The following is a 25,408-nucleotide window of genomic DNA, read 5'->3' on the forward strand; positions in this document are numbered from 1 at the left end:
GGACGTGACGCTATGTCGCCCACCAGAGTGTTATGGCGCATCGATGCAACAAAAAAGGCGGTCCAAAGACCGCCTTCTCCATAAATCCATCAAAATGGAAATCTTATTCCGCTGCAGTTTCCGCAGCCTTTGCTGCTTCTTCCGCTGCCTTGGCTTCTGCTGCTTCGGCTGCTGCCTTTTCGGCGGCGAGAGCCTGTGCTGCTGCTACCTTTTCAGCTTCCAGACGTGCCTTTTCTTCGGCGACTGCCTGGCGCTCGGATTCGTTCAGCTTGCGGGCGCGCGTACCGGTGTTTTCAACGATACGGGCAGCCTTGCCGCGACGATCGCGCAGGTAGTAGAGCTTCGCGCGGCGAACCTTACCGCGGCGAACGATTTCAACGCCTTCGACCAGCGGGGAGTAGATCGGGAATACGCGCTCGACGCCTTCGCCGTAGGAGATCTTGCGAACGGTGAAGCTCTCGGAAAGGCCGCCGCCGGAACGGGCGATGCAAACGCCTTCGTAAGCCTGAACGCGGGTACGGTTACCTTCGGTAACGCGCACGTTGACGCGCAGCGTGTCGCCCGGAGAAAACTCAGGCAGGGTGCGCTTTGCTTCGATCTTGGCAGCCTGTTCGGCTTCCAGCTGCTGAATGATATTGGTCATGTTAACCTCTGATTTCTTCTGAAACAGCCAGAGCGCTCAACGTTTCGTCTGTCGGTCAATGCCTTCAGACCATGCCGTGCGGCAGGAGCGGGTTCGCCATTCTTTGCTTGCGGTTAAAGGGGAAAACCCCAATTCCACGCGGGCACATACACGAGGCAGCGCCATTTGTCATCCCTTCATGACAATATTTTATCAATTGTGGGCGACGTACGGGCTGTTGCGAAGGTGCGTTTCCCCGGTTATGGCATGAAAACCTTGGGAGGGGCCATGTCCGTACTTATTATCATGATGCTGTTTGCGACCGGCTTTCTATCTGGCGTGGTCAATGCGATCGCCGGTGGCGGCACCTTTTTGACCTTCGGGGCGATGACGCTTGCAGGCCTGCCGCCGATTGTCGCCAATGCCACTTCGGCGATCGTGCAGTTTCCCGGTTACATCACCTCCGTGATCGCCTACGGGCCTGAAATCCGCGCCCACTGGCGCGAGGCGATCCTCCTGTCGGCCGTCTCCATCGTCGGCGGGCTGGCGGGGTCGCTTTTGCTCCTGTCGCTCGACAACCCCTCCTTCCGCCAGCTTGTGCCGTGGTTGCTTCTGGCCGCAACCGTTGTTTTCGCCGCTGGCCCGTGGCTACGACCGAAGGCCAGTGCCGAGCGTTCACCCGGTAATGTGCCGAGCCTCTTCTTTCAGGGGCTCGCCTCCATCTATGGTGGTTTTTTCGGGGCGGGTATGGGCATCATGATGCTGGCCATCCTCGGAATGACCTCGGGTGGCAGCTATCATCATCTGAATGCCCTGAAGAACCTGCTCTCGGTGGTGATCGCGATCATCGCCATTACGATCTTCGTCAGCGGCGGCGTCGTTTCCTGGTGGGCCGCCCTCATCATGTTCCCGGCGGCCGCGCTTGGCGGATATGTGGGGGTGCACACGGCAAGGCGGGTGCCGCAGTGGATCATCCGCTGGCTGGTCATTGCCGTCGGGCTGGTGCTGACGGCCTATTATTTCGTCTCGGTTTAAACCTTGGCCTTTTCCAGCAGGTCAGGCCGTCTTTCCTTCGTCAACGCCAGCGCCTGCTCGTGCCGCCATTTGTCGATGACGGCGTGATTGCCAGAGGTGAGAACGGCTGGGATGTCGCGGCCTTCCCAGACCTGCGGACGGGTGTAGTGCGGATGCTCCAGAAGCCCACCCTCGAAGCTCTCATGCACGCCTGAGAGATCGTTGCCCATGACGCCCGGCAGAATGCGGACAATGGCGTCCAGAAGCGTCAGGGCGGCCGGCTCGCCGCCGGAGAGAATGTAATCGCCGATCGACACTTCCTCCAACCCGCGCGCCTCTATGACCCGCTGGTCGACGCCTTCGAAGCGGCCACACACGATAATCGCGCCGTCGCCTGCCGCCAGTTCGCGCACTCGGTCCTGCGACAGTGGCTTGCCGCGCGGGCTCATCAGCAGACGCGGTCGCGTATCTCCATCTGAAACATGGTCGATGGCTGCGGCCAGAATGTCGGGTTTCAGCACCATGCCGGCGCCGCCGCCTGCCGGTGTGTCGTCCACGCTTCTGTGCCTGTCGGTGGCGAATTCACGGATCTGCACGGCCTCAAGTGACCATTGCTTGCGCTCCAGCGCCTTGCCCGCCAGCGAATATCCGAGATGCCCGGGAAACATTTCCGGGTAGAGCGTCAGAACTGTAGCCTTGAACGTCATGGCCTTATTTCTTGCCGAAAGGCGATGCGCCTGTTTCGTCTTTGTCGTCCGGATTGTCGATCAGGCCGGCAGCCATGGGATCGATGAGAATGCGTCTCGCCTCGAGATCGATTTCAAGCACGGCTGCTTCCGAAAAGGGGATGAGCGCGGGACGGCGGCCGGCACCTTTCAGCTCCAGGAGATCGCCTGCGCCGAAATCGTAAACCGCGCTGACGGCGCCATAGCTTTTGCCTTCGGCATCGACGGCTTCCAGCCCTTCGAGGTCGGCATAATAAAATTCGTCGTCGTCCAGCTCGTCATCCGGCAGATTGTCGCGTTCGATGAACAGTTCGAGCCCGTTCAGGCTTTCCGCCGCATTGCGGTCGTTGATACCCCTGAAGCGGACGACAACCACATTCTTGCCCTCGCGGACTTCCAGAATTTCGAAGACGCGGCCATCGGCGCTCACCAGATTGCCGTAATCGCCGAGCGCCATCGGTTCGTCCGTATAGGTGCTGACGCGGACTTCGCCGCGCAATCCCTGTGCGCCGCCGATCTTTGCCATGAGTATCGGGTTTTCCAGCTTTGCCATCGGGCCGTCCGTCTTCTGGTGTTGGTTGCGTCTGGTTTACAGCATCAGCGTGAAAATCGGAATCGATTTTCACAGGGCACAATGCGCAGATCCAACGCGTTAGAGCATAGTTCCTGACGCTCTAAAGTTTGTTCATACCAAAATAAACAAAAAACGGGCGGCATGGAAAACCACGCCACCCGTTCTCTAAAATTCTATCGCAGATTATTCTGCAGCAGAAGCTTCTGCTGCGGCAGCAGCTGCGTCTTCAGCCTTCTGCTTCTTTTCTGCAACGCGTTCCAGAGCGCGCTTGCCCGGCAGTGCCTTTTCCGGGTTGCTGCGAGCGGCGCGATCGGCAAGGCCTGCCTCTGCGAGGAAGCGCAGAACGCGGTCGGTCGGCTGTGCGCCCTTGGCGATCCATTCCTTGATGAGGTCAGCCTTCAGCTCGATGCGCTGCGGGTTGTCCTTGGCGAGCATCGGGTTCCAGGAACCGACCTTCTCGAGGAAACGGCCGTCGCGGGGCGAACGGGCGTCAGCAACGACGATCTGGTAGTACGGGCGCTTCTTGGAACCACCGCGTGCGAGACGAATTTTAAGTGCCATGTTATTTACTCCTTGAGATAGCTTGTCCGCCGGTTAGGCGGTCTTTTCATTACCGCCATGTTCGGCGGCTATTGCTTCATGATGCCGGATGACTTCCTTGATGACGAAGTTTAGAAACTTCTCGGCGAAATCCGGATCCAGATTGGCATCCTTTGCCAGACGGCGAAGGCGTTCGATCTGGTATTCCTCGCGCGCCGGGTCCGCCGGCGGCAAATTGTATTTTGCCTTCAGCACGCCCACCGCCTTGGTACAGCGGAAACGTTCGGCAAGAATGTGAACCAGTGCGGCATCGATATTGTCGATCGACTGGCGGTATTCGGAAAGCTGGGCTTTCACTTCTGCGTTGTTCACTGGCGTCGCCCTCACTTCTTTTTCGGGAAGCCGGGCAGGCCCGGCATGCCGCCAAGACCCGGCAGCTTTGTCCCGCCCAGACCGGGTAGCCCGCCGGGCAGACCACCGAGACCGGGCATTGCGCCCGGCTTGCCAAGACCGGCAGCTTCAGCCTGTTTTTGAAGCGCTTCGAGCTGCTTCGGGTCGATGTTCGACAGATCAGGCATGCCGCCGCCCATCATGCCACCAAGCCCCATCTTGCCCGCAAGGCCGCCCATCATCTGCTTCATGATGCCGCCCTTGCCCTTGCCGCCCATGGCTTTCATCATGTCGGCCATGCCACGGTGCATCTTCAAGAGCTTGTTGATTTCGGCGGCATCGGTGCCGGAACCGGCGGCGATGCGCTTTTTGCGGCTGTGTTTGAGGATATCGGGATTGGCGCGTTCAGCCTTGGTCATCGACGAGATGATGGCGATCTGGCGGTCGAACATCTTGTCGTTGAGGCCTGCGGAAGCCATCTTGTCCTTCATGCCGGCCATGCCGGGCATCAGCCCCATGATGCCGCCCATGCCACCCATCTTCTTCATCTGGGCAAGCTGGTCGGAGAGATCGTTGAGGTCGAACTTGCCCTTGGCCATCTTCTCGGCCATGGCGCGGGCTTTTTCCGCATCAATATTTTCGGCAGCCTTCTCGACTAGCGAGACAATGTCGCCCATGCCGAGAATACGGTCGGCTATACGGCGCGGATGGAACTCGTCGAGTTCGTTCATGCGCTCGCCGATACCGATCAGCTTGATCGGCTTGCCGGTGACGGCGCGCATGGAGAGGGCCGCACCACCGCGCCCGTCGCCATCCATACGGGTGAGCACGAGACCGGTGATGCCGACGCGTTCATCGAAGTTGCGCGCCAGATTGACGGCGTCCTGACCGGTCAGCGAATCCGCGACCAGCAGGATTTCATGCGGGTTGGACTTCTTCTTGATGTCGGCCATTTCCAGCATCAAGGGTTCGTCGATATGGGTGCGGCCGGCGGTGTCGAGAATGACGACGTCATGGCCGCCGAGCTTGGCGGCCTGCACGGCGCGTGCGGCGATATCTGTCGGCGACTGGCCGGCGATGACCGGCAGCGTGTCGACACCGGTCTGCACGCCCAGTTGGCGAAGCTGTTCCTGTGCGGCCGGACGGCGCGTGTCGAGAGATGCCATCAGCACCTTCTTCTTGTCGCGGTCGGTCAGGCGCTTGGCGATCTTGCCTGTGGTCGTGGTCTTGCCCGAACCCTGCAGACCCACCATCATTATGACGACGGGGGCGGCCGCATGCAGATCGATCGAGACGCCTTCGGTGCCGAGCATCTCGACAAGTTCGTCATGCACGATCTTGACGACCATCTGGCCGGGCTTGATGGATTTCAGAACGGCTGCGCCGACAGCCTTTTCACGCACCTTGTCGGTGAAGGAACGCACGACTTCCAGCGCAACGTCCGCTTCAAGAAGCGCACGGCGAACCTCGCGCAGGGCGGCGGCAACATCGGCTTCCGTCAGCGCGCCACGGCCGGTCAGTCCATTCAGAATGGAACCAAGGCGGTCCTGGAGGTTTTCAAACATCGTTTCTTCCTTCTTCGTTCCGGGGTCTCCGAAACGTCGGTGCTTTCGCTGCCAAAAACAAGACGCAAAGCCAAAAAGCACCCGAGGGCGCATCGCGCTGTCGGGTGTTGACCTCCGGGATCTCTTTATACCTTTGCGGGTCCCGGTCGGCGGCTTGGAGTCATGAAACTGCCAGCTGATTGGCCGCGATAAACAGGAAAGTGCCGTGAAAGTCAAGACAGTGCCGATTTTCATGCGGCAAAGCATGCATTGTCATCTTTGCGTGATCAGACGAAAGCTGCGATGGCGGTGCTTGAACGGCGTCGCCTGGCTTCTTATACCTTTCCCATGAAACGTCGAAACTTCTTTCGTTTTTCCGCACTTGGTCTGCTTGCTCTTGCGGGCGGCGGCCTGTTTGCGCGCCGCTCTAACGCCAGCGCCTATTATAGTGGGCCGGTCTCCGATCATTTCGACGGGGTGCGTTTCTTCAATCCCGGCGGCTCGCCGCCCGGTAATTTCATGGGCCTCCTGAAATGGCGCTTCAACGGCGAGCGCGCCACGTGGCCGGAAAACTACCCCAGCCCGTTTCCGTTCGCAAAGCCGGAGCCCCGCATCGACGGCAAGGACATTCGCGTCACCTTCGTCGGTCACGCCTCCTTTCTCATCCAGACGGCAGGGCTGAATATTCTCATCGATCCGGTGTGGTCGCAGCGTACCAGCCCGTTCAGCTTCGCCGGTCCCAAACGCGTCAACCCGCCGGGCATCCGTTTTGAGGATTTGCCGCCGATCGATCTGGTGCTGGTGACGCATAATCACTACGACCATCTGGATATGGAAACGCTGAAGCGCCTGCATGTGGCGCACAAGCCGCTTTTCATCACGCCGCTTGGCAATGACGCCATCATCCGCACCGGCGTCGAGGCAGCGCGCATCAAGGTGGGGGACTGGGGCGATGTCCTTGAGATTGGTTCGGTCAAAATTCATTTCGAGCCGTGCCACCATTGGTCGGCGCGTGGGCTGAACGACCGGCGCATGGCGCTGTGGGCGGCCTTCGTCATCGAAACGCCTTATGGCAAGATTTATCATATCGGCGACACCGGCTTCCACGACGGCCTCAATTATCACGCCGCGCGCAAGAAACACGGTGAGTTCCGTCTCGCCAACCTGCCGTTTGGCGCCTATGAGCCGCGCTGGTTCATGAAGGGCCAGCACCAGAACCCTGCGGAAGCCGTGGAAGGCATGAAGATCTGCGGTGCGGCACATGTCTGCGGCCACCATTGGGGCACTGTGCAACTGACCGATGAAGCGGTCGAAGCTCCTCTTGTCGCGCTGAAGGCAGCGCTTGCTGAGCAGGGGATAGACGAGAGCCGCTTCCAGCCCATGCGGCCCGGCGAAGTCTTCGACGTACCTTCCGCCTGAGCGGCTCAGCGGTTTGCGCCGCAACAGTCTGGTAATTTGCCGTCCTTTCCGCCATATAGAGCGAAAGTGCGGGCAAAGCCCGTCTTTATTCCGGTTTCAGGTAGTTTTCAGGTTCAGTACGATGGCGGATACGGTCGAATTTGCGAAGATGAACGGGCTTGGCAACAAGATCCTCGTTGTCGACATGCGCGGCCGCAGGGATATGGTGACGCCTGCGGCGGCCATTGCGCTCAATGCCGATCCCGCCACGCAGTTCGATCAGATCATGGCAATCCACGATCCGCGTGTCGGCGGCACCGATGCATTCATCGATATCCTCAATTGCGACGGCACGAAGGCGCAGGCCTGCGGCAACGGCACGCGCTGCGTGGTGCAGGCGCTGTCCTCTGAAACCGGCAAGACCACCTTCACCTTCCAGACGGTGGCGGGCATCCTGAACGCCGTCGAGCATGAAGACGGCATGATTTCCGTTGATATGGGCCTGCCGCGTTTTCGCTGGAGCGACATTCCGCTTTCTGAAGAGTTCCACGATACGAGCCGCATCGAGTTGCAGATCGGGCCGATCGACGCGCCAATCCTGCATTCGCCCGCCGTCATGTCCATGGGAAACCCGCACGCCATTTTTTGGGTGGATCGCGATCCGATGGAGTTCGATCTGGAACGCTTTGGTCCGCTTCTGGAAAACCACCCGATGTTCCCTGAAAAGGCCAATATCACCCTGGCACAGGTTATTTCCGACAGTGCGCTTCGCACCCGCACCTGGGAGCGCGGCGCCGGGCTGACGCTCGCCTGCGGTTCTGCCGCATGTGCCGCTGCCGTTTCCGCTGCGCGCACCGGCCGCACGGGCAGGAAGGTCACCATCGATGTCGCCTCCAGCCCTGTGCGTGTGCCGCTGACAGTTGAGTGGCGCGAGGACAACCACGTCATCATGACGGGGCCGGCCGAATGGGAATGGTCCGGCATGGTCGATCCCATCAGCGGCGCCTTTTCGCGCGATGCCGTGGCTGAGCAGGGGGCCATATGAGCGGCGTCGAGGTCATAACCTTCGGCTGCCGTCTCAATACCTATGAATCGGAAGTGATGCGGGCGGAGGCCGAAAAGGCCGGGCTCAACAATGCCGTCTTGGTCAATACCTGCGCGGTGACGGGCGAGGCGGTGCGCCAGGCGCGCCAGGCCATCCGTCGGGCAAGGCGCGACAATCCGCATGCGCGCATCATCGTGACCGGCTGTGCTGCCCAGACTGAAAAACAGACCTTTGCCGAGATGCCCGAAGTGGATGCGGTGCTGGGCAATGAGGAAAAGCTGAAAAGCGCCTCCTATCGCGCACTGCCGGATTTCGGCGTTTCGGCGGAAGAAAAGCTGCGCGTCAACGACATCATGAGCATCAAGGCGACGGCGCCGCAGATGGTCAAGCACATTGACGGGCATGTCCGTGCCTTCATTCAGGTGCAGAACGGCTGCGATCATCGCTGTACCTTCTGCATCATTCCCTATGGGCGGGGCAATTCCCGCTCCGTGCCGATGGGCGCTGTGGTGGAGCAGGCGCGCAGGCTGGTGGAAAGCGGTTATTGCGAAATCGTGCTGACCGGAGTGGATGCTACCAGCTACGGTGCCGACCTGCCGGGCGAACCTTCGCTAGGGCTTCTCGCCAAAACATTGCTGAAGCAGGTGCCGGAAATCTTGAGACTTCGGCTATCCTCGATCGACAGCATCGAGGCTGACCACCATCTGATGGATCTGATTGCAGGTGAGGCGCGTTTCATGCCGCATCTTCACCTGTCCCTCCAGCATGGCGACGACATGATCCTGAAACGCATGAAACGCCGTCATTTGCGGGCCGATGCCATCCGTTTCTGTCACGAGGTGCGGTCGCTCCGGCCGGATATCGCATTCGGTGCTGATATGATCGCCGGTTTTCCGACCGAGAACGAAGAGATGTTCGAAAACGCCGCGACGCTTGCGGAAGAATGCGGCATTTCCAGCCTGCACGTATTTCCCTACAGCCCGCGTGCCGGCACGCCGGCGGCGCGTATGCCGCAGCTCGACCGTGCGCTGGTGAAGGAGCGGGCGGCGAGGCTTCGCGAACGTGGCGAGGCACTCAGGCTCGTGCATCTGCAAAATATGGTTGGTTCGACGCAAACGATCCTCGTTGAAAACACCGGTTTTGCGCATACCGACAATTTCACGCTGGTGGCGGCGCCCGATCTTCTCCCGCGCACTCTTGCGCAGGTTGAGATTACCGGCCACAACGGCAAACATCTGAACATGAAGCTTCTCGCAGCGGACGCGGCCTGAAGCGGCACAGGAAAAGACACGGGAACGACCATGGCCCTCGGCTTCATCAAAAAAGTCTTTTCTTTCGGCAAGGACAAGGCCGGGACTGACGGCAAGCCGCAAGAGGATTCCGCGCTTGAACGCGCCAGAGAAAATGTCTCTTTCGATGAGGCGCTGAGCGAAGCCGAAGCACATCCCATTGTCGAGAAAGACCCGGTTTCCGAACTGGAGATTGAGACGGCCGGTGGGCCTGCTCCGGATGCTGATGCGGCCCTTTCCGATGACCAGGAGGAAGAGGACGCGCCGCTTCTGCCCGGTGCCGAGCAGGCCGGAGACATCGGCGTTGTTCCGCTGTCGCTGTTGCAGGCCGAAGCCGCTGCCGAAGAACAGGCCGAGGTTTTGCCCGAAGCTGCCGATGCCGTGCTCGATGCAGATGCGATGGATGCGCTGCTCGATGAGGCGGAGGCTGCCGGTGCCGTCGAGCCCCCTGCCGTTTCGCCTATCTTGCCGAAAGGTTTTGCAGCGGCAAGCGAGCGCGAAGAGCCTGTCGCCGAAGCGCCGCAGCCGAAGCTCAGCTGGTTCCAGCGCCTGCGGGCCGGGCTTGCGCGCACCTCCTCGCAACTTACCACCCAGATTTCGGCGCTGTTCACCAAGCGCAAGCTGGATGAGGATACGCTCGACGAACTGGAAGACCTTCTCATCCAGTCGGATCTGGGTGTCGAGACCGCCATGCGCATCACCGGCGCCCTGTCTTCGGAACGTTACGGCAAGGATGTCAGCGGCGAGGACGTGGCGCGCATCATGGCAGGTGAGATCACCAAGGTCCTGAAACCAGTCGCCAAGCCGCTGGAACTCGATCTTTCACACAAGCCGCATGTCATTCTCGTCGTCGGCGTGAACGGCACCGGCAAAACCACGACCATCGGCAAGCTCGCCTCCAAGCTCTCGGGCTCTGGCCTCAAGGTCATGCTCGCGGCCGGCGATACGTTCCGTGCGGCGGCAATCGAGCAGCTCAAGATCTGGGCGGATCGCACCGGCTCGCAATTCATCGGCACCAAGCTCGGTGCGGATGCCTCGGGTCTCGCTTACGACGCCTATGAGCAGGCGCGTGCGCAAAAAAGCGATGTGCTCATCATTGATACTGCCGGCCGTTTGCAGAACAAGACGGAGCTGATGGCGGAGCTGGAAAAGATCGTGCGCGTGCTCGGCAAGCTCGATCCCGATGCGCCGCATACCGTGCTTCAGACACTGGACGCGACGACCGGGCAGAACGCCTTGAACCAGGTGGAGATATTCCGCAATGTTGCGGGTGTTTCGGGCCTGATTATGACAAAATTGGATGGCACGGCGCGGGGCGGTATCCTCGTGGCCATTGCCGCCAAACACAAGCTGCCGGTGTATTTCATTGGTGTGGGTGAAGGCGTGGACGATCTGGAGCCCTTCGAGGCGGAAGATTTCGCCAAGGCCATTGCGGGAGTTTGAGTATGGATATTGAAAGCAATTCCAAGGAAAGCGAAAAGATGGTGGCGGAAATCAGCCCGCTCCTGAAATTCGTGCTCGAGCTTGGCCCGCTTATGGTGTTCTTTTTCGCCAATTCCCGCGGCGAATGGCTGGCCTCCACTTTTCCGGTACTGACGGAGTTCGGCGGGCCGATCTTCATCGCCACCGGCCTGTTCATGATCGCAACCGCAATTGCGCTTTCCGTCTCATGGATGCTGACGCGCAAGCTGCCGATCATGCCGCTGATATCAGGCATCGTGGTTCTCGTGTTCGGTGCGCTGACGCTGTGGCTGCAGAACGATACCTTCATCAAGATGAAGCCAACCATCGTCAATGCGCTGTTCGGCGTCATTCTGCTGGGCGGCCTGTTTTTCGGCCAGTCGCTGCTTGGCTATGTCTTCAATTCGGCCTTCAGGCTGAACGATGAGGGCTGGCGCAAGCTGACGCTGCGCTGGGGCGTGTTCTTCCTCTTTCTCGCCGTGCTGAACGAGGTGGTCTGGCGCATGTTCTCAACCGACGCATGGGTTGCGTTCAAGGTTTGGGGCACGATGCCGATCACGATCATCTTCACCATGGCGCAAATGCCGCTCGTCATGCGTCATTCGCTCGAACCGCTGAACAAGGACGAAAAATGACAGTTGCAGAGATGCCGGCTTCCCGTCCGCGCTCGTTCAAATGGTTCGGTGTCGCCGCCGGACTTCTTTTCCTGCAGATCGTCATCCTCTATGCCATGGGCCGCATTCCCATTTGCGAATGCGGTTATGTGAAGCTGTTCGAACCCGGTGTGAACACGCCGGGCAATTCCCAGCATCTTGCCGACTGGTACACGCCCTCACACATTATCCACGGCTTCCTGTTTTACGGGCTCGCCTGGCTGCTGTTTCGCAAGAAACCCCTTTCCATGCGGCTTTCTTTTGCGGTTTTGATAGAGGCAGCGTGGGAAATTCTCGAAAACTCGCCGCTCATCATCGATCGTTACCGCACGGCGACCATGGCGCTGGGTTATACCGGCGACAGCATCCTGAACTCCGCGATGGACACCGTTTTCATGGCGCTGGGTTTCCTCTTCGCCGCCCGCGTGCCGGTGTGGCTGACGGTTGTGATCGCCATCTTCTTTGAAATCTTCACCGGCTGGCTGATCCGCGATAATCTGACGCTGAACGTAGTGATGCTTGTCTGGCCCGTCGAAGCGATCAAGCAATGGCAGAACGCGCTCCCGCCAATGTGAAGATATCTGCCCGTACGTGCGTCGGAAAGGCACGAAAACCCTGCGTTATATGCAAGTTTTCTTAAGGGCATTGCGGTAGTGTCCGGGCTCAAAGGCTCGTCTTTCCGTCCGGCAGAACACTGTGCAAGATAATTTCGCCTACCTTCTCCCCTTCATCATGCTGACATTCGGTGTGGTATTCCTGTTCCTGCAGAGGACAGGCCACGCTTCGGCGCGATATTGGGGTTTCGGATATCTTTCGGCGGCGTTTGGTTTTGCCGCACCTCTGGTGCTTCGCGGCTTGCCCTTCGAAGTGCAGGCGATCGTCTCGAACCTGTTGTTCTTTTCTGCGTTTTTTCTCTACGGCCATGCGCTGCTCATCCATTTCGGACGGCCGCTTTATACGACGGCGCGACTGTCGATCGTGGCTGCGGCGGTTTTGCTGGTCTCGTTCCATGTCTTCATCACACCGGATCTGAAACGTGAGCTGGTCATCGGTGATCTTGTCTGCGCCCTGCTGCTCGCTATCCCGGTCTGGATCGTGCGGAAGCGGCCCCTGGCGCTTGCAGACAGGCTGATGGTGGCGATTGCGTCACTCGTGGTGCTCGAAACGCTGGTGCGCATCGGCATGTTGCTGGTGATGACGCCGAACGGTTCGATGATCGAACTAAGCGAATTCTTCGAATCCGATTATGCTTTCTACATGCAGCTTGCCGCGAGCATATTCGGCTTTCTGCTTGCGCTATCCGTACTTGCGAGCCAGATTTCCGTGACTGTCGACCGGCACCTGCAAGCGGCTGAGCACGATCCGCTGACGGATGTGCTGAACCGCCGTGGGTTCGACCGGCGCGTTCCCGATTTTCGCAGTGGGACACCAATAGGCGCAGTAATTGCGTGCGACATAGACCATTTTAAGCGTATCAACGATGACTATGGCCACGCCGCCGGTGATATCGTTCTCATCGGCCTTTCGGACCTTCTCAGGAAAAGCGCGCGTAGCGACGCTCTGGTGGCGCGTTTCGGTGGCGAGGAATTCGTGGTTTTCCTGCCCGGCCACACCGCCGCCGCGGCCGGTCACCTTGCCAATGCCATGCGTTTGAACCTTCTGTCGCTGGATTGGCGTAGCCGTGGCGTGTCCACCAAGGTCACGGCAAGCTTCGGCGTTTCAGCTGTTGCGAGGGGAGATCATTCAATTCACGATGCGATCAAACGCGCTGACGACAGCCTGTATGCGGCAAAGCGTGGTGGCCGCAATCAGGTCGTGCTTGAAGGAATGGGTTTGCAGGCGACAGCCGAAGGGCCGTCGCTAAGGGTGATTTCCAAGGCATAGTATCGTTCGGCGCGCGGGCTATTTTCCGGCCGCAGCGGTGATCGCCGGCAATAAATCCCGCTCGACGCTGCGGGCATCGAAGGGGCCGACCTTTTTGTAGAGGATCGTGCCGTCGGCGCCGACCAGATAGCTTTCAGGGATACCATAGACACCCCAGTCGATCGCGGCCTTGCCGTTCGGGTCGACGCCTATCGCGGCAAAGGGATTGCCGAGTTCGCCGAGAAAACGAAGCGCGTTGTCCGGTTTGTCCTTATAGTTGATGCCGACGACGGTGATGCGTTTGTCTTTCGCCAATTCCTGAAGGATGGGATGCTCCTGACGGCACGGAATGCACCAGGAGGCGAAGACGTTGACCAGCGTCAGCTTACCCTTGACGGCGGCATCGTTGAGGGCCGGCAGGTTTGAGCCTTCCAGCGGCGGCAGCGACAGTGCGGGCGCCTTGGTTCCGATGAGCGCCGATGGAATGGCGCTGATATCCAGCCCGTTGACGTCCTGATCGTAGAGCATCTTGCCGGCGATAATGGCAAAACCGCCGAAAAGCAGAAGCGGCAGAAGCGCCAGGGCATATCGTGTGCGCCCCGTGCTTTTGGCTTTGGTGTTCTGGTCCTGGCTGGCCTGCGTCATCGGGTTTCACCCGCAGAAGCGGCTTTTGCCCTGCGGCGCACGCCGGATGCTTCCAGTTCTTTCAGTTCCCGTTTGCGCGCCTGACCATCCAGAATGACCCAGGCGATGAGACAGAGGACGACAAGGCCGGTCGCCGCATAGGACATGCCGATATAAAAGGCGTGTGTCATGTTGTCATGCCTCCCGGTTTGCCATGCGGGCGGCAAGCCGCCGTTGGGCTGCCACGCGCCGGCGCCAGATTTCGTTACGCATTGCGGCGATGTGCAACGTGAAGAACAGTAGCGTGAAGCCGATCGCCATGGTCAGAAGCGGCCAGAGAAACTCCGAATCGATTGCCGAGCCGCCCATGCGGATGACGCTTGCCGGCTGGTGAAGCGTGTTCCACCATTCAACTGAAAACTTGATGATGGGAATATTCACAAAACCAACGAGGATGAGCACGGCGCTGACACGGGCGGCTCTGGAAGGGTCGTCCATGGCGCGGTTGAGCGCTATCAGGCCAAGATACATCAGAAAAAGCACGAAGACGGACGTCAGCCGCGCGTCCCATACCCACCAGGTTCCCCACATGGGTTTACCCCAGAGCGAGCCGGTAACAAGCGCAATCAGCGTGAAGGCAGCGCCTATGGGTGCGGCCGCCTTGTGGCTGACATCCGCAACCGGATGACGCCAGACGAGCGTGCCGATCGCTGAGACCGCCATGACGGTATAACACATCATCGAAAGCCAGGCGGACGGGACATGCACATACATGATGCGCACGGTATAACCCTGCTGGTAGTCGCCCTCTGTCGTGAAAGACAGATAGAGACCGGCGGCCAGCACCAGTGCCGTCAGGACCGCAAGCCAGGGCAGAATGCGTGCCGAGAGCGCCAGAAACCGCGTGGGATTGGCGAGATCACTGAATTTGGTGATGGTGAAAGTCTGCTCGTTCATGCCGTTTGTGTAACCCGAGAATGGCTGCCCCGCAATTGATCGCCGTCAATCGTAGATCGGCAATTGCGGTTTCATCAATCCATAACATTGCGCAATGCCAAAGCGGCAAAGAAAGGACCGGTCACGGCTGAAAATAACGTGATCGCGCAGAGAATGAGGAAGGGCGGCAGAAAGGGTGCCGGATCCTGCACCGCCGCATAGGACGCGCTGACGCCGAAGATCAGAACCGGAATGGCCAATGGCAGCACCAGGATGGAGACCAGAAGGCCGCCGCGCGGCAAGGCAACGGCGACAGCGGCACCCACCGCGCCGATGAAGGTAATGGCGGGCGATCCGACAAGGAGTGTGAGCATCACCGCGCCGATCGCCACTTCGTCCATATTCATGAACAGGCCGATGAGCGGCGAGGCGATGACCAGTGGCAGACCCGTTCCCACCCAATGTGCCAGGCATTTGACGAGCACGGTCAGCACAAGCGGGTTTTCCTGCATGAGTATGAGGTCTAGCGAGCCGTCATCCCGCTCTGCCTGAAACAGCCTGTCGAGGCCGAGGAGGGTGGAGAGCAGCGCGCCGATCCAGACGATGGCCGGGCCGATGCGTGCAAGCAGATTGAGATCAGGCCCGACACCGAAGGGGATGACGGCGACAACGGTCATGAAGAACAAGACGCCGATCAGCGCGCCACCGCCGGCGCGGATGGAGAGTTTCAGGTCGCGGAGGAAGAGGGCGGTCATTGGGAGTGCTCCGTGCGTGGGTCTTCACCCCCCTCTGCCCTGCCGGGCATCTCCCCCACAGGGAGGGAGATCGATCTGCGGCAAGATTTCGCCCGTCGCGCAGTTTTCGGATGGAGCGGCGAAGGTGCCTCCTGCTGATCTTCCCCCTTGTGGGGGAGATGCCCGGCAGGGCAGAGGGGGGTATACCCCCCGCGCATAGCCCTCATGCCCAAGCCTCCACACCTGCAAAGCCCGTCATCTGCAATTTCCGCGCATTGTCGAGCCCAAGAGGCTGATGGGTCGCAGCCATGACGATGCCGCCTCTCCTCAGGTGGCTCTTGACCAGATCCGTAAACATGCCGTCCGCTGCTTTGTCGAGCGCCGCTGTCGGCTCGTCGAGAATCCACACCGGCCGCCACGCGACCAAAAGCTTTGCCATGGCAAAACGTCGCTGCTGACCCGCGGACAGGTAACCGAAGGGCAGGTGGGTGATGCCCGCAAGGCCGACGATGTCTGCCGCCTCATCGATATCGACACCGGCGCCGCCGGTGAAGTCACCGAGAAAGTCTTTCCAGAACCGCAGATTCTCCGAAACCGTCAGTTCCGTTTTCATTGCGTTGCGATGGCCGAGATAATGGCAGGCCTCCGATGGACGCATGTCCGCTTCTATTCCTTTGCCGGCTATCTTTACCCAGCCCTGCTCGGGGCGCAGCAGGCCGGCCACAGTGCGCAGAAGCGTGGATTTTCCCGAGCCGTTGCGGCCGGTCAGCACCAGCGCTTCGCCGTCACTTAACTTGAAGGAAATGTTCATGAATATGAAATCTTCGCCGCGTCGCACGCCAAGATTTTCCGCCGTCAAATCCATGCTGCGTTTCCGTATAAGATTTTCATCGTCTCGCATAAAAAAATCGATTTGATTTCCTGAATGGTCTGGCACGTTTCTGAGAAATTATCTATATGGGTGTCAACCACGCCAGCGGCCGGCGTGAACATCATCTTGCGCCGGACTTGACGATTGCGAGGAGCAATTTTCACGTGCGGACAGCGGAAATGGTCGTACCCGCATCCTGATGTGCATGAGTGCATAGGTGTCCGCACGCACGTGTTGGCTATCAGAGTAAGCGGGGTTTTTTATCCATGCCCAAATCACTCGACAGTTTTCATTGTCGTTCCGTCCTTACCGTTGATGGTAAGGACTACGTCTATTTCAGCCTTCCCAAGGCTGAGGCAAACGGCCTGAAGGGCGTTTCCAAGCTCCCCTATTCCATGAAAGTTCTTCTGGAAAACCTGCTTCGTTTCGAGGACGGCCAGTCCGTCACCAAGGAGCATATTCTGGCCGTTGCAGAGTGGCTGAACAATAAGGGCCTGACCGAAAACGAAATCGCTTATCGTCCCGCCCGCGTTCTCATGCAGGACTTCACCGGCGTTCCGGCTGTGGTCGATCTCGCCGCCATGCGCGATGCCATGGTGTCGCTCGGTGGCGACCCGGAAAAGATCAATCCGCTCGTTCCCGTCGACCTCGTGATCGACCACTCTGTTATCGTTGACGAATTCGGCACGCCGACTGCGTTTGCCCGAAACGTCGAGCTTGAATATGAGCGCAATGGCGAGCGTTACCGCTTCCTGAAGTGGGGCCAGCAGGCATTCAAGAACTTCCGCGTGGTTCCGCCCGGTACTGGCATCTGTCACCAGGTCAACCTCGAATATCTCGGCCAGACCGTCTGGACCAAGGAAGAGGACGGCGAAACGATCGCTTACCCGGATACCTGCGTCGGCACCGACAGCCACACCACCATGATCAATGGTCTTGGCGTTCTCGGCTGGGGCGTTGGCGGTATCGAGGCTGAAGCAGCGATGCTCGGCCAGCCTGTCTCCATGCTCCTGCCTGAGGTCATCGGCTTCAAGCTGACCGGCAAGGTGAAGGAAGGCGTGACTGCGACCGACCTCGTGCTGACCGTCGTGCAGATGCTGCGCAAGAAGGGCGTGGTTTCCAAATTCGTCGAATTCTTCGGCCCCGGCCTCGATTCGATGACGCTGGCCGACCGTGCCACCATCGGCAATATGGGTCCGGAATATGGCGCTACCTGCGGCTTCTTCCCGGTTGACGGCGAGACCATCAACTATCTGACCATGTCCGGTCGCACCAAGGACCGTATCGCGCTTGTCGAAGCCTATTCGAAGGCGCAGGACATGTGGCGGACCGGCGACGGTTCCGACCTCGTCTTCACCGACACCCTTGAACTCGACCTCGGCGACGTCGTGCCATCCATGGCCGGTCCGAAGCGTCCGGAAGGCCGCCTGCCGCTCGAAACCATTGCGCCGAATTTCGCGACGGCTCTCGAGAACGACTACAAGAAGCCCGGCCAACTCCACAGCCGCTATGCGGTTGAGGGTGAGGAGTTCGATCTCGGCCATGGCGATGTGGCGATTGCCGCCATAACCTCCTGCACCAACACGTCTAACCCTTCCGTTCTCATCGCTGCCGGCCTTCTCGCCCGCAATGCGGTTGCCAAGGGTCTGAAGTCCCAGCCGTGGGTGAAGACCTCGCTGGCGCCGGGGTCGCAGGTCGTTGCCGAATATCTCGACAAGTCAGGTCTGCAGAAGGATCTCGATGCGATTGGCTTCAACCTCGTCGGTTTCGGCTGCACCACCTGCATCGGCAACTCCGGCCCGCTGCCCGCACCGATCTCCAAGACGATCAATGACAAGGGCCTGATCACGGCCGGCGTCCTCTCCGGCAACCGCAACTTCGAAGGCCGTATCTCGCCCGATGTTCAGGCGAACTATCTCGCCTCGCCGCCGCTCGTCGTGGCCTACGCACTTGCCGGCACCGTCCAGAAAGACCTGACGAAGGAGCCGATCGGCGACGACCAGAACGGCAATCCGGTCTATCTCAAGGATATCTGGCCGACCTCGCAGGAAATCCAGGAATTCATTCTGAAATACGTCACCCGCGAACTTTACGAATCGAAGTACGCTGATGTCTTCAAGGGTGACGCGAACTGGCAGGCCGTTCAGGTTCCCCCGGGCCAGACCTATGCCTGGGACGACAAGTCGACCTATGTTCAGAACCCACCTTACTTCGTGGGCATGGGCAAGACCGGTACGGGCCTTACGAACATCAAGGGCGCCCGCGTTCTCGGTCTCTTCGGCGACAAGATCACAACCGACCACATTTCCCCGGCCGGTTCGATCAAGGCTGCTTCGCCCGCCGGCGCCTATCTGACGGAGCACGGCGTGGGCGTTGCCGACTTCAACCAGTACGGTACGCGTCGCGGCAACCATGAAGTCATGATGCGCGGCACCTTCGCCAATATCCGCATCCGCAACCACATGCTCGGCCCGAACGGCAAGGAAGGTGGCTACACCATCCACTATCCGTCGAAGGAAGAGATGTCGATCTACGACGCTGCCATGAAGTACAAGGCGGAGGGCGTTCCGCTCGTCATCTTCGCCGGTGTCGAATATGGCAACGGTTCTTCCCGCGACTGGGCGGCGAAAGGCACCAACCTGCTCGGCGTCAAGGCGGTCATCGCACAGTCCTTCGAGCGTATCCACCGCTCCAATCTCGTCGGCATGGGCGTCGTTCCCTTCGTCTTCGAGGAAGGCACGACCTGGGCGAGCCTTGATCTCAAGGGTGATGAAGTCGTCGAGATCGATGGTCTCGAAGGTGAAATCAAGCCGCGTGAAAAGAAGATCGCCAAGATCACCTACAGCGACGGTTCGGTGAAGGAAGTTCCGCTTCTTTGCCGCATCGATACGCTGGATGAAGTGATCTACATGAACAATGGCGGCATTCTGCAGACGGTTCTTCGCGATCTGGTTGCCTGACAAAGCTCAGACCAGCAAAGGACGCCGGGATTTTTCCCGGCGTCTTTGCGTTTCATCATCTCTTTTTTTGTGATTGCCACTCACCCCTTCGTGACTTTCTATTGAAGTGGAATAGACGTTATTTTCCGGTTTGAATCCGGTTGGGTTGATCGCATCAATTCGTCTGGATATCTGCTCCGGACAAAGGTTCTTGTAATGCCGCTGAAATTGCCCCTGTCGATATGTCTTCTCGGCACGTTCCTCGTCACATCCGCGCATGCGCAGGAAGCTGTGAAGGGCGTTGTCGAGTTGTTTACATCGCAGGGATGCGCGTCCTGCCCGCCGGCGGACGAAGCGTTGCGCAAGATGATCCAGAAGGGTGATGTGGTCGGCCTCTCCTACCATGTCGACTACTGGAATTATCTTGGCTGGACAGATTCCCTGGCATCGAAGGAAAATACAGAGCGGCAATATGGCTACATGCGCGCCCTCGGCCGCAACGGTGTCTATACGCCGCAGGCCATCCTGAACGGTCGCGACCACGTCAAGGGTGCGGATGTCCGCGGGATTTACGACAGGCTGGATGCTTTCAAGCGGGAGGGCCAGGGGCTGAACGTGCCGGTCGCGTCCAAATTTGCCGGTGACGAGGTGGAGATCGATATTGGCGCCGGTAGCGGCAAGGCCGATGTCGTGGTCGCCTATTTCACGCGCGAACAGACGGTGGATGTGCAGAAAGGCGAAAACCAGGGGAAGAAAATGTCCTACTGGCACAGCGTCTATGACGTGCAAACGGTTGGAATGTGGGATGGTTCACCGATGACGGTGAAGCTCCCGGCGAGCGTGGTGGCAAAGGTGAAAAAGGGCGGCTGCGCCGTGCTGTTGCAAACGGCAAATGCCAGCGGCGATCCGGCGGCAATCGTCGGCGCAAGTATTTTACTGGGGAATGAAACACCCTGATCGCCTGTCTGGCGATGGAAGATCCGATCCGGGCATTGGGGGCTGGGGGTAAAGGGTCAATGCACCGGATCGGGTCATCTTGGTGCCTAGGCATCAATTGACAATAGGACTATTCCATTCAATTCGGGCCATGGTTTGACCGAAATACGGCAGGCCGTGCTAAAATGGCTGCCTAAATGGTTACCTTTTTTACCCCTGCTTTTTTCTAAGGCAACGTCCTTATGGGCATCGGAGGGCGTCTTTCTGCGTCGCAGACGCCGGGTTTCGCTGCCGTCCTAAGACCGTAAAACCCGCCTCCAAAGTTGCGATCTCATGTTCAATGGCTGTTCGAGACTTGCAATTTTGTCTTCTCCGGCTCACATTAATCGGACGACTTGGGTGGAATCGGAGGTATTGGATGACCGATCAACCGGATGTGCAGCAGGTTCAGACCGCTTCACGCGACAGTTCCACCGTTGTCGATCTCCGCGAGTACAAAAAAGACAAAGACCCTCTGCCAATTACATTCCACCGGCGTGAGCTAGATGCGATCCTGCGCATCTATGGCCGCATGGTGGGAGAGGGCGAGTGGCGCGACTATGCCATCGACCACTTGAGGGAAAAGGCGGTATTTTCAGTCTTTAAACGCTCGGGTGAAATGCCGCTCTACAGGATCGAGAAGAACCCCAAGCTGGCGGCTAAACAGGGGGCCTATTGCGTTGTGAATACGGATGGCCGCATTCTCAAACGTGGCCACGAACTGCCGCAGGTTCTCAAGGTTTTCGACAAGGTCCTGAAGCTCATCGAGTGAGATGAGACGGGACGAGCTACCCTGCCGCAGCTTCATGCGGACACGCGGGTGGAGAGGCGATCAAGTCTCGAATTTCGGTAAATAAAAAGGCGGCCGAATGGCCGCCTTTTGCATGTTTGCCAGTTGGGTTCCTGCCCTTACTTGTCACGGTTGCCCATGAACTGCAGGAGGAACATGAACAGGTTGATGAAGTCGAGATAGAGCGTCAGCGCACCCATGATCGCCTTGCGGCCAGCCACGGCAACTTCGTCGCCATCGAAATACATTTCCTTGATCTTCTGCGTGTCATAGGCGGTGAGGCCAGCGAAGATCAGCACGCCAATCGCGGAGATCGCGAACTGCAGCGCGGAAGAGGCGAGGAAAATGTTGACGATGGACGCGATGATCAGGCCGAACAGACCCATGATCAGGAACGAACCCATGCCCGAAAGGTCTTTCTTCGTGGTGTAACCGTAAAGCGACAGCGCGCCAAACGAGGCAGCGGTCACGAAGAACGTCTGTACGACGCTCTGGCCGGTATAGACCAGGAAGATCGAAGACAAGGACACGCCCATCAGCGCCGCATAGACCCAGAAGGTCATCTGGGCGGCAGAAACGCTCATGTTCTGGATACGGAAGCTAAGAAAGAACACCAGTCCGAGCGGTGCGAGCATCACAACCCAGCGCAACGGCGATGCATAGAGCAACTGGGCGAAAGCCGGATTGGTGGTCGCGAGCGTGAAGGTAGCGAACGCAGCAACACCGGTGATGACCAGAGCCAGTGCCATAAGGTTGTAAACCTTAAGCATGTAGGCGCGAAGACCTTCGTCGATCATCGCACCAGTCTGTGCACGGGTCTGGGCCATGCGGTTCTGGTAGTTATTGAAGTCAGCCATTGTTTCCTCTTTTGAGCTCCGTAATTGCTACGGTGTCGGGATACCTCCCGGGCGCCGCTGCGGAGCTTCAGCAAGCCTGCCCAAGAATATGATGGCAGAACGTGTCCGATACAAGGCCTTTCACAGTCGAAAAGACACCATATGCGCGAAAAGCGCTCACGTTTCAGCGATCATTACAAAGAATTAATCGTTAAAGTTAAGCAGCGCACAACCGAAGATTATTCACCCGCCTGCCGCAAAACCGGAGCGGCCTTCTGCCCGAGAATTCGCCATGTGCCCATGAGGCCGATGCCTACCGTCATGACGAGGGCGACGACGACCGTGCCGATCGCCACATCCGGCAGGAAGCTGGAGGGCAGCTTCATGATGCGGGAAATGACGAACCAGGCGGAGACGCCGCCGGCGAAAAGCGCAAAAACGGCGGTGGCGAGACCGAGCATCATATATTCATAGGAGAAGGCGCGGATCAGCAGGCTGCGTGTACCGCCCAGTGTTTTCAGGATGACCGCATCATGGGTGCGGGCACGGTTTCCGGCGGCAAGAGCGCCGGCGAGGACGAGGACGGAGGCTATGAGCGCAACGGCCGCTGCGGCGCGAATTGCGGTGGCAAGCTGGCCGACCAGCCGGTTGACCACATCGAGCGCGTCCTTCACGCGTACGCTTGTTATCGTCGGGTAGGCGTTGGTGACGGCGCGCAATATCTGGCCCTCCTCGCTTGCGGATGCGGAGGGGTCAGCGAGTGTGGCAAGCCAGGTATGTGGTGCGCCACGGAAGGTATTGGGTGAAAACACCATGACGAAATTGATCGACAGCGATTCCCATTCGACATTGCGCAGATTGGCGATCTTTGCCGTGATGCTGCGGCCGAGCACGTTGACGGTAACGGTGTCGCCGATCTTGAGGCCCAGTTCCTGCGCCTCTTTCGCCGCAAAAGAGACCAGCGGCTCGCCGCTATAATCCGGTCCCCACCATGTTCCTTCGGTCAGCTTGGCGTTTTCGGGAGCATCCTGCGAATAGGTTATGCCCCGATCACCGCGCAGCAGCCAGCGACCGGATGGCGGCACGTCTATCTTCGTCACGTCCTCGCCATTGAGCGCCAGAATGCGGCCGCGCAGCATCGGCACCTCGGTCAGCGTGCCCTGAGGCGCTTCTTGCCTGAGAAGATCGCGGAAACCCTGCAACTCGGTGCCCTGAATATCCACGAAGAAGAAATTCGGCGCTCGTTCCGGCAGGCTGTCGGTCAGTTCGCGGCGCAGATTGCCGTCGATAAGCGTCAGGGTCACCAGCAACGTCAGCCCGAGGCCGAGGGAGAGAACGACGGAGGGGGTGAGCGCACCCGGCCGGTGAATATTGCCGATCGCCAGGCGAAGGGCGGCGGAATGAACGCGCGGGCTGCGTTTGGCGATGGCCTTGACGCCCGACGCCACCAGTCGCAGCACCACAAACGCGAAGGCGATGGCGGCAAGGAAAACCGAGGCGATGAAACGTTCTTCTGCCGAAAAGATGGCAAGTATGGCCAGCGCAGCCAACAACAAGCCCGTCACTGCGAGATAAGGCCAGGACGGCCAGCTGCCCTCCTCGAACCCCTGCTCTCGAAAAAGGGCGGTCGCGGGAACTTCGCGCGCCTGGCCGAGTGGCACGATGGCGAAGGCAAGTGTCGTCAAGATGCCGAACAGGGCGGCAAGACCAAGTGCTGCCGGATAAAAGGCAAGCTCTTTCGGCACCGGAAGCACACCCTCCAGAAACCGCATGGCAATCAGCGGGGCGATGGCGCCCACAGCGAGGCCGATGATGATGCCAACGGCGGCAATGAACACGATCTGGAAGAGATAGGTCATGGTGACCACGGAAGCCGGCGCGCCGAGGCATTTCAGCGAGGCGATCGTGGTGCGCTTGGAATCGAGGAACGCGCGAACGGCGTTCGCAACGCCGACGCCGCCAACGATGAGGGCGGTCAGGCCCACCAGCGTCAGGAATTGCGAGAAGCGGTTGACGTTTTCGGTAAGCGATGGCGCTGCCCGGTCACTCGTGCGGATGGACCAGCCGGCATCGGGAAACGTCTTGTTGGCCGCATCGGTCATCGTGGCCCGCGCTGCAGGATCGTTCAGCATGATCTTGTAGGCGTGTTCGACCAGACTTCCGTTCTGAACGAGGCCTGAGGCGAAAAGCGCATCGCGGCTGACCATCAGCCTTGGGGCAAAACCGAAGCCGTCGGACAGGGCATCCGGCTCGTCGACAACCGTGCCGGTCAGTTTCAGCTTCACATTACCGAGAAGGATGTCGTCGCCGACCTTAATGCCCAGCCGCTCCAGGAGAAGCGGCGCGGCCACGGCGCCATAGGTATCGCCGTTCGCAGCCAGAAGCTCGCTCAGAGGCCGGTTTGGATCTGCCACGAACGCGCCGTAGAGCGGATAGGCGCCGTCTACGGCCTTGACTTCCGTCAGCGTCTGTTCGGAACCATCGGCAAGGCGCGCCATGGAGCGCAGCCCGGTGGAAACGGCGATTTTGCCGAGGCCATCGAGGTAGGCCCGTTCCTCTGCGGTTGCCTCCCTGTTGCGCAGCTCGAAGCGCACATCGCCAGCCAGTATCGATTGGCCTTCCGTCGCAATCGCGCTGGTGACGGCGCGTGACACGGAGTTAACGGCGGCAATGGCGCCGGTTCCGAGCGCGATGCAGGCGAGGAAAATATAGAAGCCACGAAGGCCGCCGCGAATTTCGCGCCGCGCGAGCCTGAATGCGTTTTTGATGTTGGCAACAGACGGGAGAATGGAGCCGATCATGCCGATACCGCCCGGGCCATATGTGCAGTGGCGCTGTCACCCTCTATCTCGCCGGAGCGCACCTTGATCTGCCTTGAGCAACGGGCGGCCAGTGACGGATCATGGGTGACAAGGATCATCGTCATGCCGCGTTCGGCCTGTTTTGAGAAAAGAAGATCGGCGATCTGCTGGCCCGTATCCGCATCCAGATTGCCGGTCGGTTCGTCTGCGATCAACACGGCGGGGGAGGGTGCAAGCGCGCGGGCGATCGCAACACGCTGCTGTTCGCCACCCGAGAGCTGGCCGGGATAATGGTTGAGGCGTTCGCCGAGACCGACAGCAACGAGTTCCCGTTTGGCGATCTCGAAGGGGTTCGGCACGTTGGCCAGTTCCAGCGGAACGGCTACGTTTTCCAGCGCCGTCATATTGGCGATGAGGTGGAAAGACTGGAAAACGATGCCGATATTCTTGCCGCGGAAATCCGCGAGAGCATCCTCGCCGAGCTTATGCAATTCCGTGCCCGCTATGACGATCTCGCCGCTATCCAGCCTTTCGAGACCGGCAAGCACCATGAGAAGGGTCGATTTTCCCGAACCGGAAGGGCCGACGATCCCCACCGCCTCGCTTTCGCCAATGGCAAGATCGATGCTCTTGAGAACGTGAACGGAGGCGGCGGCGTTGCCGAGCGTGAGGTCGGCCTTCTTAAGCTCTATGATGCTTTTCGTCACAATTCTCGTTCCTATATATGATGAAAACAGTCTGGCGGTGTCGATGCGGACGGTATTTCAGACAATGCAAACCAAGT

Annotated in this window: 25 protein-coding genes; 11 read left to right on the forward strand and 14 right to left on the reverse strand. The window is 59.3% G+C overall.

The annotated features are described in order from the left end of the window. Positions 1-103 precede the first annotated feature (103 nt). Complete coding sequence (gene rplS, locus F617_RS0116255; RefSeq protein ID WP_003492508.1) at positions 104-643, reverse strand: 50S ribosomal protein L19; 540 nt, start codon at positions 641-643, stop codon at positions 104-106. A gap of 267 nt (positions 644-910) precedes the next feature. On the opposite strand from rplS, the gene F617_RS0116260 reads away from it, so the two are divergent. Continuing rightward, positions 911-1,657, forward strand: a complete 747-nt coding sequence (locus tag F617_RS0116260; RefSeq protein ID WP_003516607.1) for a sulfite exporter TauE/SafE family protein — start codon at positions 911-913, stop codon at positions 1,655-1,657. Here the strand turns inward: F617_RS0116260 and trmD are convergent. From trmD to ffh, 5 genes are all read right to left on the reverse strand, one after another. Further along, the gene (gene trmD, locus F617_RS0116265) at positions 1,654-2,343 is read right to left on the reverse strand and encodes a tRNA (guanosine(37)-N1)-methyltransferase TrmD (RefSeq protein WP_019566023.1); all 690 of its coding nucleotides are present in this window, start codon (positions 2,341-2,343) and stop codon (positions 1,654-1,656) included. The two genes, F617_RS0116260 and trmD, sit on opposite strands and share 4 nt — an antisense overlap. A gap of 4 nt (positions 2,344-2,347) precedes the next feature. Beyond that, complete coding sequence (gene rimM / locus F617_RS0116270; RefSeq protein ID WP_003516610.1) at positions 2,348-2,914, reverse strand: ribosome maturation factor RimM; 567 nt, start codon at positions 2,912-2,914, stop codon at positions 2,348-2,350. 204 nt (positions 2,915-3,118) lie between these two features. Continuing rightward, complete coding sequence (gene rpsP / locus F617_RS0116275) at positions 3,119-3,496, reverse strand: 30S ribosomal protein S16 (protein ID WP_003516612.1); 378 nt, start codon at positions 3,494-3,496, stop codon at positions 3,119-3,121. Between the two features lie 33 nt (positions 3,497-3,529). Beyond that, positions 3,530-3,847 carry a chorismate mutase gene (locus F617_RS0116280; protein ID WP_013636924.1) on the reverse strand — a complete coding sequence of 106 codons (318 nt, stop codon included), beginning with the start codon at positions 3,845-3,847 and terminating at the stop codon, positions 3,530-3,532. 11 nt (positions 3,848-3,858) lie between these two features. After that, positions 3,859-5,430, reverse strand: a complete 1,572-nt coding sequence (ffh, locus tag F617_RS0116285) for a signal recognition particle protein (RefSeq protein WP_003516616.1) — start codon at positions 5,428-5,430, stop codon at positions 3,859-3,861. Between the two features lie 282 nt (positions 5,431-5,712). On the opposite strand from ffh, the gene F617_RS0116290 reads away from it, so the two are divergent. From F617_RS0116290 to F617_RS0116320, 7 genes are all read left to right on the forward strand, one after another. After that, positions 5,713-6,828 (forward strand): MBL fold metallo-hydrolase, encoded by a 1,116-nt coding sequence (locus F617_RS0116290; protein ID WP_013636923.1) that lies wholly within the window; start codon positions 5,713-5,715, stop codon positions 6,826-6,828. A 121-nt stretch (positions 6,829-6,949) separates the two neighbouring features. Further along, positions 6,950-7,852, forward strand: a complete 903-nt coding sequence (dapF, locus tag F617_RS0116295) for a diaminopimelate epimerase (RefSeq protein ID WP_019566025.1) — start codon at positions 6,950-6,952, stop codon at positions 7,850-7,852. After that, positions 7,849-9,123, forward strand: a complete 1,275-nt coding sequence (gene mtaB / locus F617_RS0116300; protein ID WP_019566026.1) for a tRNA (N(6)-L-threonylcarbamoyladenosine(37)-C(2))-methylthiotransferase MtaB — start codon at positions 7,849-7,851, stop codon at positions 9,121-9,123. Before dapF ends, mtaB begins: the two co-directional genes overlap by 4 nt. A 30-nt stretch (positions 9,124-9,153) precedes the next feature. Next, positions 9,154-10,584, forward strand: a complete 1,431-nt coding sequence (gene ftsY / locus F617_RS0116305; protein WP_013636920.1) for a signal recognition particle-docking protein FtsY — start codon at positions 9,154-9,156, stop codon at positions 10,582-10,584. Between the two features lie 2 nt (positions 10,585-10,586). Then, positions 10,587-11,237, forward strand: coding sequence for a septation protein A (locus tag F617_RS0116310; RefSeq protein ID WP_003516625.1), 651 nt, complete (start codon positions 10,587-10,589; stop codon positions 11,235-11,237). Further along, positions 11,234-11,830, forward strand: a complete 597-nt coding sequence (locus tag F617_RS0116315; protein ID WP_019566027.1) for a DUF2585 domain-containing protein — start codon at positions 11,234-11,236, stop codon at positions 11,828-11,830. Before F617_RS0116310 ends, F617_RS0116315 begins: the two co-directional genes overlap by 4 nt. 121 nt (positions 11,831-11,951) lie before the next feature. Continuing rightward, a complete protein-coding gene (locus tag F617_RS0116320) occupies positions 11,952-13,139 on the forward strand; it encodes a GGDEF domain-containing protein (protein WP_019566028.1) in 1,188 nt (395 codons plus the stop codon). A gap of 18 nt (positions 13,140-13,157) precedes the next feature. Here the strand turns inward: F617_RS0116320 and F617_RS0116325 are convergent, their stop codons facing one another. The 5 genes from F617_RS0116325 to ccmA all read right to left on the reverse strand — a co-directional run bounded on the left by F617_RS0116325 (position 13,158) and on the right by ccmA (position 16,277). After that, complete coding sequence (locus F617_RS0116325) at positions 13,158-13,763, reverse strand: DsbE family thiol:disulfide interchange protein (protein WP_013636917.1); 606 nt, start codon at positions 13,761-13,763, stop codon at positions 13,158-13,160. Then, on the reverse strand, positions 13,760-13,933 hold the full coding sequence (gene ccmD / locus F617_RS0116330; RefSeq protein WP_003516630.1) for a heme exporter protein CcmD: 174 nt from the start codon (positions 13,931-13,933) through the stop codon (positions 13,760-13,762). Before ccmD ends, F617_RS0116325 begins: the two co-directional genes overlap by 4 nt. 4 nt (positions 13,934-13,937) lie before the next feature. Next, positions 13,938-14,699, reverse strand: coding sequence for a heme ABC transporter permease (locus tag F617_RS0116335; RefSeq protein WP_019566029.1), 762 nt, complete (start codon positions 14,697-14,699; stop codon positions 13,938-13,940). A 74-nt stretch (positions 14,700-14,773) separates the two neighbouring features. Then, positions 14,774-15,433, reverse strand: a complete 660-nt coding sequence (ccmB, locus tag F617_RS0116340; protein ID WP_003516632.1) for a heme exporter protein CcmB — start codon at positions 15,431-15,433, stop codon at positions 14,774-14,776. A 202-nt stretch (positions 15,434-15,635) separates the two neighbouring features. After that, positions 15,636-16,277, reverse strand: a complete 642-nt coding sequence (gene ccmA, locus F617_RS0116345) for a heme ABC exporter ATP-binding protein CcmA (RefSeq protein WP_019566030.1) — start codon at positions 16,275-16,277, stop codon at positions 15,636-15,638. A 272-nt stretch (positions 16,278-16,549) separates the two neighbouring features. On the opposite strand from ccmA, the gene acnA reads away from it, so the two are divergent. The 3 genes from acnA to F617_RS0116365 all read left to right on the forward strand — a co-directional run bounded on the left by acnA (position 16,550) and on the right by F617_RS0116365 (position 20,969). Continuing rightward, on the forward strand, positions 16,550-19,243 hold the full coding sequence (gene acnA, locus F617_RS0116355) for an aconitate hydratase AcnA (protein ID WP_003516634.1): 2,694 nt from the start codon (positions 16,550-16,552) through the stop codon (positions 19,241-19,243). A 195-nt stretch (positions 19,244-19,438) separates the two neighbouring features. After that, complete coding sequence (locus F617_RS0116360; protein ID WP_003516643.1) at positions 19,439-20,179, forward strand: thioredoxin family protein; 741 nt, start codon at positions 19,439-19,441, stop codon at positions 20,177-20,179. A 397-nt stretch (positions 20,180-20,576) separates the two neighbouring features. Then, complete coding sequence (locus F617_RS0116365; RefSeq protein WP_003516645.1) at positions 20,577-20,969, forward strand: DUF2794 domain-containing protein; 393 nt, start codon at positions 20,577-20,579, stop codon at positions 20,967-20,969. Between the two features lie 137 nt (positions 20,970-21,106). On the opposite strand, the gene F617_RS0116370 is transcribed toward F617_RS0116365, so the two are convergent. From F617_RS0116370 to F617_RS0116380, 3 genes are all read right to left on the reverse strand, one after another. Beyond that, on the reverse strand, positions 21,107-21,844 hold the full coding sequence (locus tag F617_RS0116370) for a Bax inhibitor-1/YccA family protein (RefSeq protein ID WP_013636912.1): 738 nt from the start codon (positions 21,842-21,844) through the stop codon (positions 21,107-21,109). 218 nt (positions 21,845-22,062) lie between these two features. After that, the gene (locus F617_RS0116375; protein ID WP_019566032.1) at positions 22,063-24,624 is read right to left on the reverse strand and encodes an ABC transporter permease; all 2,562 of its coding nucleotides are present in this window, start codon (positions 24,622-24,624) and stop codon (positions 22,063-22,065) included. Beyond that, positions 24,621-25,331, reverse strand: a complete 711-nt coding sequence (locus tag F617_RS0116380) for an ABC transporter ATP-binding protein (protein WP_003516652.1) — start codon at positions 25,329-25,331, stop codon at positions 24,621-24,623. Before F617_RS0116380 ends, F617_RS0116375 begins: the two co-directional genes overlap by 4 nt. Positions 25,332-25,408: the final 77 nt, after the last annotated feature.

The sequence above is a fragment of the Agrobacterium sp. 10MFCol1.1 genome (genome assembly GCF_000381165.1).
Taxonomy (GTDB): domain Bacteria; phylum Pseudomonadota; class Alphaproteobacteria; order Rhizobiales; family Rhizobiaceae; genus Agrobacterium; species Agrobacterium tumefaciens.